This window comes from Pseudomonas viridiflava (assembly GCF_001642795.1).
GTDB lineage: Bacteria > Pseudomonadota > Gammaproteobacteria > Pseudomonadales > Pseudomonadaceae > Aquipseudomonas > Aquipseudomonas viridiflava.
In genome coordinates, this window is sequence record NZ_LKEH01000027.1 from 229,285 (window position 1) to 242,586 (window position 13,302).

9 protein-coding genes are annotated in these 13,302 nt (G+C 59.5%); 5 read left to right on the plus strand and 4 right to left on the minus strand.

What is annotated here, in order from left to right; translation table 11 throughout:
• Positions 1-659 precede the first annotated feature (659 nt).
• From AO065_RS16335 to pgm, 4 genes are all read left to right on the plus strand, one after another.
• Positions 660-2,162: a hypothetical protein gene (locus AO065_RS16335; protein ID WP_004879579.1), complete on the plus strand. Its 1,503-nt coding sequence runs from the start codon at positions 660-662 to the stop codon at positions 2,160-2,162.
• A gap of 93 nt (positions 2,163-2,255) precedes the next feature.
• Positions 2,256-3,671 carry an aminotransferase-like domain-containing protein gene (locus AO065_RS16340; protein WP_004879578.1) on the plus strand — a complete coding sequence of 472 codons (1,416 nt, stop codon included), beginning with the start codon at positions 2,256-2,258 and terminating at the stop codon, positions 3,669-3,671.
• A 165-nt stretch (positions 3,672-3,836) separates the two neighbouring features.
• Positions 3,837-6,092, plus strand: a complete 2,256-nt coding sequence (locus tag AO065_RS16345) for an ATP-dependent DNA helicase (protein WP_004879576.1) — start codon at positions 3,837-3,839, stop codon at positions 6,090-6,092.
• Between the two features lie 107 nt (positions 6,093-6,199).
• A complete protein-coding gene (gene pgm, locus AO065_RS16350; RefSeq protein WP_004879575.1) occupies positions 6,200-7,846 on the plus strand; it encodes a phosphoglucomutase (alpha-D-glucose-1,6-bisphosphate-dependent) in 1,647 nt (548 codons plus the stop codon).
• Positions 7,847-7,901: 55 nt separating this feature from the next.
• On the opposite strand, the gene AO065_RS16355 is transcribed toward pgm, so the two are convergent.
• A complete protein-coding gene (locus tag AO065_RS16355; protein ID WP_004879573.1) occupies positions 7,902-8,177 on the minus strand; it encodes a peptidylprolyl isomerase in 276 nt (91 codons plus the stop codon).
• Positions 8,178-8,288: 111 nt separating this feature from the next.
• Here AO065_RS16355 and AO065_RS16360 point away from each other — a divergent pair, with 111 nt between their 5' ends.
• On the plus strand, positions 8,289-9,455 hold the full coding sequence (locus AO065_RS16360) for a PilT/PilU family type 4a pilus ATPase (protein ID WP_004879571.1): 1,167 nt from the start codon (positions 8,289-8,291) through the stop codon (positions 9,453-9,455).
• Between the two features lie 12 nt (positions 9,456-9,467).
• Here the strand turns inward: AO065_RS16360 and AO065_RS16365 are convergent, their stop codons facing one another.
• The 3 genes from AO065_RS16365 to AO065_RS16375 all read right to left on the minus strand — a co-directional run bounded on the left by AO065_RS16365 (position 9,468) and on the right by AO065_RS16375 (position 13,292).
• A complete protein-coding gene (locus tag AO065_RS16365) occupies positions 9,468-10,226 on the minus strand; it encodes a 3-hydroxybutyrate dehydrogenase (RefSeq protein ID WP_004879569.1) in 759 nt (252 codons plus the stop codon).
• 10 nt (positions 10,227-10,236) lie between these two features.
• Entirely contained in the window at positions 10,237-11,628 is a 1,392-nt protein-coding gene (locus AO065_RS16370; RefSeq protein ID WP_004879567.1) for a GntP family permease, read from the minus strand.
• 251 nt (positions 11,629-11,879) lie between these two features.
• Positions 11,880-13,292 (minus strand): sigma-54 interaction domain-containing protein, encoded by a 1,413-nt coding sequence (locus AO065_RS16375; RefSeq protein ID WP_004879565.1) that lies wholly within the window; start codon positions 13,290-13,292, stop codon positions 11,880-11,882.
• Between the last annotated feature and the right edge of the window lie 10 nt (positions 13,293-13,302).

Here is a 13,302-nt window from a genome sequence, read left to right on the forward strand (position 1 = left end):
ACTAAAAGCCTTCCCGATGGAAGGCTTTTTTGTGTTCGCAAGAACATGATTTTCCCGCTGGCAACGACGAACAGTCATGTAGAGAGCGTTCCTTGTCTGCGAAATTATAAAGTAACGGCAGGACAGAAAATTAAGCGCAGGCATCGGTAATCTTCTGCACGTCGTCAAATAGTGTCGATGAGATTCACTGATCTGAGTCAGGGTTATAGACATTCCGACTGGCGTATGAATGCAGAAGGACACCGGTCATGCAGCATGATCATTGTTGTTTAATCAGGCTTTCAGAAAGTCTGCGGTGTAATAAGTATTTCCTACGCGCTACACGTATTTGGCTGTGTGTGCCACAGGTGGGTCGTAGGCGCTCCACCCGTGTTTATTGGTCGAAACCTTGCCGGTTCAATGCGGTAGGGACGCTGCCTGTAAATGAATGAGCCGCGCTAATAATAAACACTTTGTTTAACGCCGCATGATTTGATCGTCAACTGCACTCTTTTCCGCACATATCTGTGCCTTGTAATTGTTTCAAGGATACTGATAATAGTTGGGTAATTATTACTCAGGGAATGAGTCATGGTCGATTCCAGATGTGTTGGTCAGCCTGATGTTGAATACCGCGTGCGCGTGGTGCCTTGCCTTGATAAACAGGCAGGGGGAACACGATGAGTGCGATTCACGAACAGGCAATGAATTATGTATATCAGCAAGTGCTGCAACGCTTGTTGGGTTATTTCTCGCGGGCCGAGCGCACGGCGTTGCAACTGTTGATTCAGCGGTTGATTGTCGCAGCTGGCGGCATAGAACGAATTTCCACCTTCAAGGTGTTGGTTGCTTTTGGCGGTGGCAAAGACAGTGCCTACACCCTGGCATTTGTGAGAGCTGCACAGTTGAGCATCGCCTGCCGCGCGCCAGGGACGTTCAACCTGCGTGTAGCCAATCGGCGTCACGCAGGCATGACTCCGGCGGTCATGGACAATATCGACAGAAGCTATGGCGCGCTGTTTCTCTACGATGATCCACGGGTCGAAATGCTGGTTTTCGATAACCAGTACGTCCAGCCCTTCGAGCCGGATCTGCCGTTTTCCAGCGCAGGTCGCGAACAGAACCGCTCCGATATGTTGCTGGCAGGCCATCTCTCGGCGGGCGATGCGCGCACTACGTTTTGCAACAGTTGCTACCTGGGGCTGGCCGAGTTTCTGGGCCGGGCGTCGTGCTGGGGCAAGGGTGTCGATGCGCTGGTCAGTGGCGATTCGAGAAAGGAACAGAAGCAGTACATCACCTGGATCATGCGTCTGGCGCAGGGCACGGGGCAGGGTGCCGGTCGCTGGAAAAACCAGAGCGCCAACACGGTGCTCAGAACGCTGGAGCATGTCGGCGAGGCGTTTTACCAAGAGTTGTATGGCGACGAAGAAGGGTTGAACCGGGTCGCTCGACCTTCTGGTTCTGCGTTCAGGCCGAGCGCGCCAGCGCTGATCGGTATAGCCGATCTGGTCAGTTGCAATGCCGACGAGCACTGGACGCTGCTCACAGAGTTTCTGGGCTTTCGATTCGACGACCTGTCGTTCAGCTTCAGCGAGTCCGATTGCGCCAACCCATTATTGATGGCGCACATGCGAGGGCTCACCGCGCAGTTTCTGCAGGACCGCAGCTATGCCGCCGGAATCGCCGAATACCTGACGTTGGCAGGATCCCTGATGCGTGCCAAGCAGATGCCTGCCCGGCTCATCGAGCAGGCCTTGAATGCCTACGAGGGTCATGAACGCATCGAGGCGCGTCGTGACCTGGCCGCCAGTTTCGCTCAGGAAGGCTATGGCCTTAACGAAACGCAACTGATCTGCCTGTTGTTCTCTCCCTTTGTGAACGAAGGGCGCGGGCTGGAAGCTTTTCTGCGGCGCTGCCATCCCGGAATGCTGATTGCGCTACCGGACCTGCACAAGGTGTTATCGGGTGCCACAGCGCCTGATCAGGTGCTTCATTGGTTGATGGACATCAGCGGTCTCACGATCGAGGGACTGCGCAGCCTGTACACCCGGCAACGGGTGGATTTCAACGAGGATGACTCGATCATCGCCCGAATCCGTGCTGCCGACCCTGACAAGCGTCGGATCCTGACGATTGATCCGGCAACCGGTGAATCCGTGGTGCAGATCCTTTCCGGGCGTTAAGCCTGCGTTGCGACCTGGACCTGTCGGCGTCGGCATCGGTCAGGTCGCGGCTGCCTGGAATCTCTTATTGGCTGAGCGCCAGGTAATTCTTCGATGAAAAACAAAACGGATTTCGCCTATCAGGCGGTCTACCGCTATCTGCTGCGTCTGGTCAACGAGGCGCAGGCTACATCCCCCGTCAAACTGCCCTCACTGCGTCAATTGGCAAAGCGTCTCAAGGTGTCCATCTCGACCGTGCAAAGTGCCTATTCGATGCTGGAAAAAGAGCGGCGCGTCTGCTCGGTGCCCAAGTCGGGTTATTACTCGGTCCCTGTCGACAGCGCCGAGAGCCACGCAGAAAGCGACAGTGACGGTTCGCTTCTTGACCTGTACTGCCGAAGCGCTCGCCGTCCGGGCTTGCATCTGCTGGGCAGTGACGAGCCGAGCGCAGTCAAGGAATCGGTCTGTCCGCTGTTACTCATGGAGCGGGAGCTGGCGCGGCTGTATCCGCGTCCCGATGGCCTGGGGTATCAGCCTTTTGGTGACCTTGAGTTGCGCGCAGCGCTGGCAGCCCGCTATACATGTGATGCCGGACACGTCTGGTACGCCGACAATGTCTATGTAGGGTCGGACCTGCCGGGCATGCTCAAGGCCGTGATTGAAACCCTCGAACTGCGTGGCGCTACGGTTCTGGTGGAGTCTCCGTGTCCGTGGACGTTGCTGCGGATGCTGCAGGCGTTCGACATCCGTGTCATCGAACTGCCGCTGGACGAGCACGCAGGCATTGATCTGACCAAGCTTGAGCAGGTGTTGCTGAGCGAACGAATCGGTCTGGCACTGCTGTCATCGGTGCTCAATCCGGTCCGGGGCAGCATTCGTTCTGATGACAACACCCGGGCTGCAGCCTTGTTACTGAACCGCCACGAGATCCGGGTGCTGGAAAATGACAGCCACGGCGAGCTGTTGTTTGCACATCAGGCCATCCGCCTGCGTGATCTGATCGAACCGCAACACCTGCTGATTCTGGGTTCCTTCGCCAAAACGCTGGGGCCGGAGGCGCCGTATGGCTATCTCTTGTGTCAGACACTGGAGCAGAGCTGGCAACGCTATTTTCTAATGCGTTCGTTTGAGCTGCCGCCGATTCGCCAGAAGGCAATCGCCAGGCTTTACACGAGTGGACGTCTGGACCGGTACCTGGATTCGCTGCGAAACTCACTGGTCGGGCGAATGCGGAATACGACCGAGCGGCTCGACCGCCATCTGGCACATGCGCTGCGATACGAAATCCCGGCAGGTGGCAGCGGAATCTGGGCTGAAAGCCTCCACACAGTGGACATGCGAAAGGTCTTCGCGTGCCTGCTGGAGCAACGCATTGTCATCAGTCCCGGCGAGTTGTTCAGCCTGGAAGGGCTGCATCGACAGCATCTGCGTATCAGCTATGCCGTGAACGGGAGCGATGACTCCGAGCCTCTGTTCATCGCGCTGGGCGAGGTGTTCGAGCAGGCAAATGGCACTCAAGTGGCCAAGTGATTGCCCGTCGATCCATTTGTGTTTGCCAGCGCTGCCTCGAGCCTGTTAACTGGACGCCTGTCCAGTACTCATCATTAATGGCTTCTCCTCGCAGTGACTTCGACCGCTCCCGCCCCCGCTGAATCCGTGCCTGTCCTAGACTGTCTGCCGACGCAACGGTACACGGTGGCCGTGCGTGCGTTGTGCGAGTTCACCGCCAAGGTGGGCGACCTCGACCTGCGCTTCACGCCATCGCCCACGGCACAGGAAGGTATCGCTGGACATCGCACGGTCGCTTCCCGACGGGGTGCTGACTATCAGGCCGAACTGAGCTTGACGGGTGACTACGAAGAACTGACTGTCAGGGGCAGGGCGGACGGCTACGATCCGGGCCGCAATCAGCTGGAAGAAGTGAAAACCTATCGCGGCGAGCTGGACGCCATGCCGGCCAATCACCGGCAGTTGCACTGGGCTCAGGTGAAAGTCTACGGCTGGCTGCTCTGTCAGCAGCTCGATCTTCAGGACGTCACGCTCGCGCTGGTCTATTTCAACATCGTCAGTGAGCAGGAAACCCTGATTCGAGAACAGTTCAGTGCCGAGGCGCTGCGAGGTTTTTTCGAACAGCAGTGCGCGCTGTTTCTGAGCTGGGCGCGTCAGGAGCTGGCCCACACTCAGGCGCTGCATCAGTCACTGGATACACTGGCCTTTCCTCATCCCGCGTTTCGTACCGGTCAACGAACCCTGGCGGAGTCGGTCTACAAGGCCGTGAGCACCGGGCGTTGTCTGATGGCGCAGGCCCCGACCGGCATCGGCAAGACTGTCGGTACGCTGTTCCCGTTGCTCAAGGCGATGCCGGTCCAGGCGCTCGACAAGATATTCTTTCTGACTGCCAAGACACCGGGCCGAAGACTCGCGCTGGATGCCTTGCAGGTGATCGGCAAAAGCTCACCGACGCTCGGATTGCGAGTACTGGAGCTGGTGGCGCGGGACAAGGCCTGCGAGTACCCGGACAAAGCTTGCAATGGCGATTCATGCCCGCTGGCCAAGGGATTTTATGATCGTTTGCCTGCGGCACGTTCGGCGGCCGTGCAATCGCCCTGGCTGGATCAGGCCGGTATGCGCGATGTCGCGTTGCAGCATCAGGTCTGTCCGTATTACCTGAGTCAGGAACTGGCGCGCTGGGCCGACGTCGTCGTCGGCGACTACAACTATTATTTTGACCTAAGCGCGCTGCTGTTCGGTCTCGGCCAGTTGAATCAGTGGCGCGTCGCGACGCTGGTCGACGAAGCCCACAACATGGTCGAGCGCGCGCGGCAGATGTACAGCGCCAGCCTCGACCAAAGTACGGTCAAGACGTTGATCCACACGGCGCCTGAGCCAGTGAAGAAAGCCTTGCAGCGCGTGAGCCGGCAGTGGACAGCGCTGCACAAGGAACAGACGGGCGTCTACCAGGCCTATGCCCAGCTGCCGGATAAGTTTCTCAACAGCCTCAACCTCTGCATTTCAACCATCGGTGATCATTTCAACGAACACCCACAGGCGGTTGACGTTGCGTTGCAAGGCTTCTATCTGGAAGCGATCGGTTTTGTGCGCATTGCGGAACTGTTCGATGAGCACTTCCTGTTCGACATTGCCAAGCGGGACGTCGGCAGCAAAGGCAGCCTGTCGCGCCTGAGTCTGCGCAATGTGGTGCCCGCGCGCTTCATCCAGCCGCGTCTGACGGCCGCGCGCAGTACGGTGCTGTTTTCCGCCACACTCAACCCGAGCCATTATTATCGCGATCTGTTGGGACTGCCCGCCAGCACGGTGTGGATTGATGTGGAGTCGCCGTTTCATCACGATCAACTGGAGGTGCACATCGTCAGTCGCATCTCTACGCGCTACACCCATCGGCAGGCGTCACTGGCGCCCATCGTCGAACTGATGGCGGAGCAGTTCCAGGCGCGGCCGGGCAATTACCTGGCGTTCTTCAGCAGTTTCGATTATCTGCAACAGGTTGCGGAGCTGATGGCGCGCACGCATCCGCACATCACGCTCTGGCAGCAGGCGCGGGGCATGGGCGAGGGCGAGCGTCATGCTTTTCTCGAGCGCTTCACCCTGAGCAGTCAGGGCATCGGTTTTGCGGTGCTGGGCGGCGCTTTCGGCGAAGGCATCGATTTGCCCGGTGCACGCCTGATCGGTGCGTTCATCGCCACGCTCGGGCTGCCACAGCTCAACCCCGTCAATGAACAGTTCAAGCAGCGCATGGCGGCCTTGTTTGGCGCTGGCTACGATTACACCTACCTGTATCCCGGCGTGCAGAAAGTCATACAGGCGGCCGGCCGAGTCATTCGCAGCCAGAGTGATCGTGGCGTGGTGATGCTGATCGATGACCGTTTTGCCGAGCACAAGGTGACGCAGCTGTTTCCTGCCTGGTGGCGTCCAGTCGGCTCAAAGACTTAAGGATCGATATTCAAGCGTCGCTGTCGAACTGCCAGTAAACTGCCGCATCGCTCGCGGTCCGTTCGATTTCTTCTGTACGAATTTTCTTTTTTATCCACGGAGGTTGTATGAGTCTCAGTCCTTTCGCCGGCAAGCTGGCACCTGCGCAGTTACTGGTCGATATCCCGAGACTGGTCACGGCTTACTACACCGGCCAGCCCGATGCTTCGGTCTCCACCCAGCGTGTTTCGTTCGGCACCTCCGGGCATCGTGGTACCTCGTTCGAACTGAGCTTCAACGAATGGCACGTTCTGGCCATCAGTCAGGCCATCTGCCTGTACCGCCAGACCAAGGGCATCGACGGCCCGCTGTTCCTGGGTGCCGATACCCACGCACTGTCCACTCCGGCTGCTGCCACAGCGCTCGAAGTGCTGGCGGCCAATGGCGTGCAGGTGATGATTTCCCAGGGTGACGAGTACACGCCGACGCCTGCGGTTTCCCACGCGATCATCTGCTACAACCGTGGCCGTACCTCGGGTCTTGCGGACGGCATCGTCATCACCCCGTCGCACAACCCGCCCCAGAGCGGCGGCTTCAAGTACAACCCGCCCAACGGCGGCCCGGCCGACAGCGACGTTACCAAGTGGATCGAGAACAAGGCCAACGAATTGCTGGCCGAGAAGATAGTGGGCGTGTCACGCATGAGCCACGAAAAGGCCCTGCGTGCTGACACCACTCATCGTCATGACTACGTCAATACGTACGTGGCAGACCTGAAGAATGTCATCGACATGGATGCCATTCGCGATGCCGGACTGCGCCTTGGCGTCGATCCGCTAGGCGGCGCCGGGGTCAACTATTGGACGGCGATTGGCGAGCATTACGGCCTGAACCTGGACGTGGTGAACAAGTTCGTCGACCCGACCTTCCGCTTCATGAGCGTCGACTGGGACGGACAGATCCGTATGGACCCCTCGTCCAGCCATGCCATGCAGAGCCTGATCAGCCTGAAGGATCGTTATCAGGTCGCTTTTGCCTGCGATCCTGATCACGACCGCCATGGCATCGTGACGCCGACCGGCGGGCTGATGACGCCTAACAGCTACCTGGCGGTGTCCATTGACTATCTGTTTCAGAATCGTCCCGAGTGGCGCGCTGACGCAGCCGTCGGCAAGACAGTCGTCAGCAGCGGCATGATCGACCGTGTCGCCGCGCGTCTGGGTCGTCGTCTTTACGAAGTGCCGGTGGGCTTCAAGTATTTCGCTGACGGTCTGTTCGAAGGTTCGCTGGGCTTTGGTGGCGAGGAAAGCGCGGGCGCTTCGTTCCTGCGTCGTGACGGCACGGTCTGGACCACCGACAAGGACGGTCTGATTCCGGCGCTGCTGGCGGCAGAGATCACTGCACGTACCGGCCGTGATCCGAGCGAGCACTACCAGACCATGACCGAACAGTTGGGCAAACCGTATTCGACCCGTGTCGATGCCAAGGCCAATCCGCAGCAGAAGGCTTTGCTGAGCAAGCTGTCGCCGGAGCAGGTCACCTCCACTGAACTTGCGGGCGAGTCGATCCAGAACGTGCTGAGCAACGCGCCGGGCAATGATCAGGCGTTTGGCGGCGTGAAAGTCATGACTGAAAACGGCTGGTTCGCGGCGCGCCCATCGGGCACCGAAGACATCTACAAGATCTACGCCGAGAGCTTCGTGGGCGAGGATCACCTGAAACGTCTGGTCGAAGAGGCCCAGGTGCTGGTGGACAGCGCGATTTCTGCGAAGTAATCGCTGAGGTCAAATTAACGGCCCGCCTGCGTTCGCGCAGGCGGGCCGTTTTTCGTCAATCCCGGTAAAACACCTGCACCAGGTGGTAGCCGAACTTGCTCTTGATGGGCCCGTGCACGGTGCGCAGCGGCTTTTTGAAAATCACCTGATCGATGGCGCCGACCATCTGTCCTGGCCGGACTTCGCCCAGATCGCCGCCGCGTTTGCCGGACGGGCAGCTAGAATGCTTCTTGGCCAGTACATCAAACGCCTCGCCCTTGGCGATACGCTGCTTGAGCTGTTCGGCCTCTTCGGCGGTTTTCACCAGGATATGGCGGGCCTGTGCTTTCATGTCTCGATATCCAGCAACTGTAAAAGCCTGCCATTATGCCTGTCCTAGCGGCATCTGGCGCTCAGGCGACAGGCAAACGTTTTTCCACCCTGATTTCGTACGGTAGTGATTATGGATTTCCCGGCGTTGTTGAAGATTCTGGCCAGTCAGGACGGATCGGACCTTTATCTTTCCACCGGAGCGCCGCCCTGCGCCAAGTTCAATGGCGTGCTCAAGCCACTGGGCACCGAAACCCTCAAGCCGGGCGAAGTCGCAAAGATCGCTCAGGGCCTGATGGACGAAGAGCAGAAGCTGGAGTTCCTGCGCGAGCTGGAAATGAACCTCGCCGTGTCACTGGCGGGCATCGGGCGTTTCCGGATCAACATCTTCATGCAGCGCAACGAAGTGTCGATCGTCGCGCGTAACATCAAGCTGGACATTCCACGTTTCGAAGACCTGTATCTGCCGCCGGTTCTGCTCGATGTGATCATGGAAAAGCACGGCCTGGTGCTGTTCGTCGGTGCCACCGGTTCGGGTAAGTCCACCTCATTGGCGGCGCTGATCGACTACCGCAACCGCAACGCCAGCGGCCATATCATCACCATCGAAGACCCGGTCGAATTCATTCACCGACACAAGAAATCCATCGTCAATCAGCGGGAAGTGGGCGTCGATACCCGCAGCTTCAGGGCGGCGCTGAAAAACACCCTGCGTCAGGCACCGGATGTGATTCTGATCGGCGAGATCCGGGACCGTGAAACCATGGAGCACGCGCTGGCATTCGCCGACACCGGGCACCTGGCAATCTCGACCCTGCACGCCAACAATGCCAACCAGGCGCTGGACCGGATCATCAACTTCTTCCCGGAAGAACGACGTCCGCAATTGCTGCATGACCTGGGTAACAACCTCAAGGCGTTCGTGTCGCAGCGTCTGGTCAAAACCCCGGATGGCAAGCGCCGTGCAGCGGTGGAGGTGATGATGGGCACGCCGACCATTCGTGATCTGATCCAGCGTAACCAGTTGAACGAGCTCAAAGGGATCATGGAGAAGTCCGGCAGCCTGGGCATGCAGACCTTCGACACCGCGCTGTTCAACCTTGCGGTGGAGGGCGCCATCAGCGAAGAGGAAGCGCTGAAGCATGCGGATTCGCAGAACAACGTGCGCCTGCGCCTCAAGCTGCACGGCGAAAACGGGGTGAACACCCTCACTACAGCGCCTGCTGCGCCGACCGGCGCGGCCAAGCCGAGCATGGTCGAGTGGGGGCTGGTCGACGACGAGCCCCCGTCCCAGAGCTGAGGGGCAACTTCGCTACTGAGCCAGCCATCCGCCGTCCACGTTCCAGGCTGCGCCACGCACCTGGACTGCCGCATCGCTGCACAGGAACAGCGCCAGCTCACCCAGTTGCTGAGGCGTGACGAAATCCAGTGATGGCTGCTTTTCCGCCAACAGGTCGTAACGCGCCTGTTCGGTTCCGCCTCGCTTGTCGATCTGCTGCTGCACCAGCGGGGTCAGCACCCAGCCGGGGCAGATGGCGTTGCAGGTGATCTGGGTGGAGGCGGTTTCCAGCGCGACGACCTTGGTCAGACCGATCACGCCGTGCTTGGCCGCCACGTACGCCGCCTTGCCGGTCGAACCGACCAGCCCGTGCACCGAGGCTATGTTGATGATCCGCCCCCAGCCTTTCCTGCTCATGCCCGGCAGGCTGAGGCGCGTGGTGTGGAAGACGGAGGACAGGTTGATGGCGAGGATCGAATCCCAGCGCTCGACCGGAAACTCTTCCACGCTGCTGACGTGCTGAATACCGGCGTTATTGACCAGAATATCGACGCCGCCGAACTCACGCTCGGCATAGGCGATCATGTCCGCGATCTGCGCAGGATCGCTCACGTCGGCCGGATGATGGCCGACCTTGCCGCCAGCCTGTTCGACCTGACTGATCACTTCGGATGTGTCACCAAAGCCGTTGAGGATCACGTCGGCGCCAGCCTTGGCCAGTTCGAGCGCGATACCCAGACCGATACCGCTGGTGGAGCCGGTCACCAGTGCAGTTTTGCCTTGCAGATTCATAATCGATTCCTTACACGATGCCGGTGGCGTAGAACGTTGCAATGACGACGAACACCGCCAGCGTCTTGATCAATGTGATGCCGAAAATGTCCTTGTAGGCTTCTCGGTGGGTCAGCCCGGTCACTGCCAGAAGGGTGATCACTGCCCCGTTGTGCGGCAGCGTGTCCATGCCGCCGCTGGCCATGGCGGCCACCCGGTGCAGCACTTCCAGCGGGATGTTCGCGGCGTTGGCGGCGGCGATGAAGTTCTGCGACATGGCGGCCAGGGCGATGCTCATGCCGCCCGACGCGGAGCCGGTGATGCCAGCCAGCAGCGTGACGGTGATCGCCTCGTTCACCAGCGGGTTGGGGATGCTTTTGAGACCATTGGCCAGCACCAGAAACCCTGGCAGTGAGGCAATGACTGCGCCGAATCCGTACTCGGAGGCGGTGTTCATGGCGGCCAGCAACGCGCCGCTCACTGCGCTCTTGGTGCCTTCGGCCAGCCTGCTTTTAATGGCCCGGAAGCCAAAGATCAGCACCATCAGAATACCGACCAGCAGCGCCGCTTCGACCGCCCAGATGGCCGTGACCTTGGCTACTTCGGTCTGCACCGGTGCCGCCATGCCCGGCAGCGCGAGTGTGTGGGTCTTGCCGTACCACTGCGGAATCCACAAGGTGAACAGCAGGTTCATGACGCCCACGGCGACCAGTGGCGACAGCGCCAGCCAGGGATTGGGCAGCTTGAGGTCAGGGGCAGTCTCCGGTTCGTTGCGCAGTTCGGTGCCGTAACCTTCACCGGCACGTTGTGCCTTGTTGCGCTGACGTTGCAGATAAAGCATGCCTGCGCTGAACACGAAAATCGAACCGATGAGTCCGAGCCACGGTGCCGCCCATGCGGTGGTGTTGAAGAAGGTGGTCGGAATGATGTTCTGGATCTGTGGCGTGCCGGGCAGGGCGTCCATGGTGAACGAGAACGCGCCCAGAGCAATGGTGGCCGGGATCAGGCGCTTGGGAATGTTGCTCTGCCTGAACATCTCCGAAGCGAACGGATAGACCGCGAATACTACGACGAAAAGTGACACGCCGCCGTAGGTCAGCAGTGCGCAGACCAGCACGATCACCAGCATGGCCTGACGCGTGCCCAGCACGCCGATGGCGGCTGCCACAATGGAGCGTGAAAACCCGGACAGCTCGATCAGCTTGCCGAACACTGCGCCCAAGAGGAATACCGGAAAATACAGCTTGATGAAGCCGACCATCTTGTCCATGAACACCCCGGTGAAGGCCGGGGCCACCGCCGAGGGATCGGTCAGCAGCACGGCACCCAGAGCCGCGATGGGTGCGAAAAGAATGACGCTGTAGCCGCGGTAGGCGGCAAGCATCAACAGCGCAAGCGCTGCGAGGGCGATGAGAACGCTCATCAGGTGTCTCCTGTTGTTATTGTTTTTGATGAAACCGGAACAGCTGGAGTCGACATAGCGGGTTTCGTGCCATGTGAGCAAGATGTTGAAATATATGAGTATTTTCAGTCTTGCCAGAATGCAGACCAAGGTTTTGTCTACAAATAGAGACAGATAACAGTGCTCAGGTCTGCAGCGCGGCGATCAAGCGATCATAAAGCGCCTGATTACGGGAGATTTAGCGCTATCTCCCTAAAGAGACTGCTGTCTCTTTAGGGAGACTCGGCAATGCCCAAGGTCGCCATTTTCTTGTAGAGAGTGGAGCGCCCCAGGCCCAGTTGGCTGGCTGCCAGCACGACGCTGCCTGCGCACTGATGCAAGGTGGTTTCGATCAGGTGGCGGTCGAAGCGCTGCCGCGCCTCGCTGAACGTCTCCTTTTGCACGAGGCTGCTGACGCTTGCGGCGGTTGCCTTCAACGGCATCAGCGTACCGATGGCTGCCTGAATATCTGCAGCGGTCAGCAACGACTCGTCACTCAACAGCGCGGCACGCTCCAGTACGTTGCGAAGCTCACGGATATTGCCAGGCCAGGCGTGTCCGGCAAGCACCCCCAGCGCTTCACTTTCCAGCTCATGATGACTGCGCAGTTCTTCCAGAATCGCCTCGCTGAGTGCGGGCAGGTCCTCGAGACGCTCGCGCAAGGGCGGCACTTTGATAGGCAGCACGTTGAGCCGGTAATAAAGGTCGGCGCGAAACTCGCCGCGCTGGATGGCGGCTTCTAGGTCAGTAGATGTTGCCGCGATCAGGCGCACATCGCTTTGAAAGACTTCGTTGGAGCCCACCGGCTCGTATTCCTTTTCCTGCAGTACGCGCAGCAGTTTGCTTTGCAGGGCCAGCGGCATGTCGCCGATCTCGTCTAGAAACAGCGTGCCGCCCTGAGCGATCTTGAGCTTTCCGGGGCGTCCCTTGCGTTCGGCACCGGTAAAAGCACCGGGTGCGGTGCCGAAGAATTCTGCTTCCAGCAGGGTTTCCGGGATCGCGGCGCTGTTGATACTGACGAACGGCTTGCCCGCCCGGGGCGAGGCGTTGTGAATGGCGTGGGCCAGCAGCTCCTTGCCAGTGCCGGTTTCACCCAGTAGCAACACGGTTGACTGAGTGTTGGCGCCGCGTCTGGCGCGACGCTTGACCTCCAGCGACGCCTCGCTGGTGCCAATGAAGTGCGCGAAGCTGTACTTGGCCTGTCGCGCCTTGAGCAGCGAGCGTGTGGTGGCCAGTTCCTGTTGCATGCTCAGGTAGCGGGTGAGCAGGGGAGACAACGTCTGCAACTGATCGAACAGCGCAAAGCCAATGGCGCCGATCAACCCTCCCGCGTCATCGTGGATGGGCAGGCGCATGACCACCAGCGGGTCTTTGGCGGTGTCCATCATGTCCAGCAGGATGGGCTGGCCGTTGCTCGCCACCTGACGCAGCAAACTGCCCGGAATAACGCTCTCGCAAGGCTGCCCGATGGCTAGGCTCGGATCCTGCAGCCCGAAACGCCGCGCATACCGCTCGTTGATCCAGACGATGCGTGCGTCCTTGTCGACGATCACCGTCCCTTCACTGGATTGCTCGATGATCTCGAACAGCGAGCGGATCGCCAGGCGCCGGATGCTTTGATAGTCGTTGAGATTGTTGTCGTTCATGGGGGTGTTC

Coding starts and splice junctions, on each gene's coding strand:
- AO065_RS16370 (WP_004879567.1), bottom strand. CDS start 11,628: ATGAGCGTTCTCATCGCCCTCGCAGCGCTTGCGCTGTTGATGCTTGCC.
- AO065_RS16355 (WP_004879573.1), bottom strand. CDS start 8,177: ATGAAAGCACAGGCCCGCCATATCCTGGTGAAAACCGCCGAAGAGGCC.
- AO065_RS16360 (WP_004879571.1), top strand. CDS start 8,289: ATGGATTTCCCGGCGTTGTTGAAGATTCTGGCCAGTCAGGACGGATCG.
- AO065_RS16340 (WP_004879578.1), top strand. CDS start 2,256: ATGAAAAACAAAACGGATTTCGCCTATCAGGCGGTCTACCGCTATCTG.
- AO065_RS16375 (WP_004879565.1), bottom strand. CDS start 13,292: ATGAACGACAACAATCTCAACGACTATCAAAGCATCCGGCGCCTGGCG.
- pgm (WP_004879575.1), top strand. CDS start 6,200: ATGAGTCTCAGTCCTTTCGCCGGCAAGCTGGCACCTGCGCAGTTACTG.
- AO065_RS16335 (WP_004879579.1), top strand. CDS start 660: ATGAGTGCGATTCACGAACAGGCAATGAATTATGTATATCAGCAAGTG.
- AO065_RS16365 (WP_004879569.1), bottom strand. CDS start 10,226: ATGAATCTGCAAGGCAAAACTGCACTGGTGACCGGCTCCACCAGCGGT.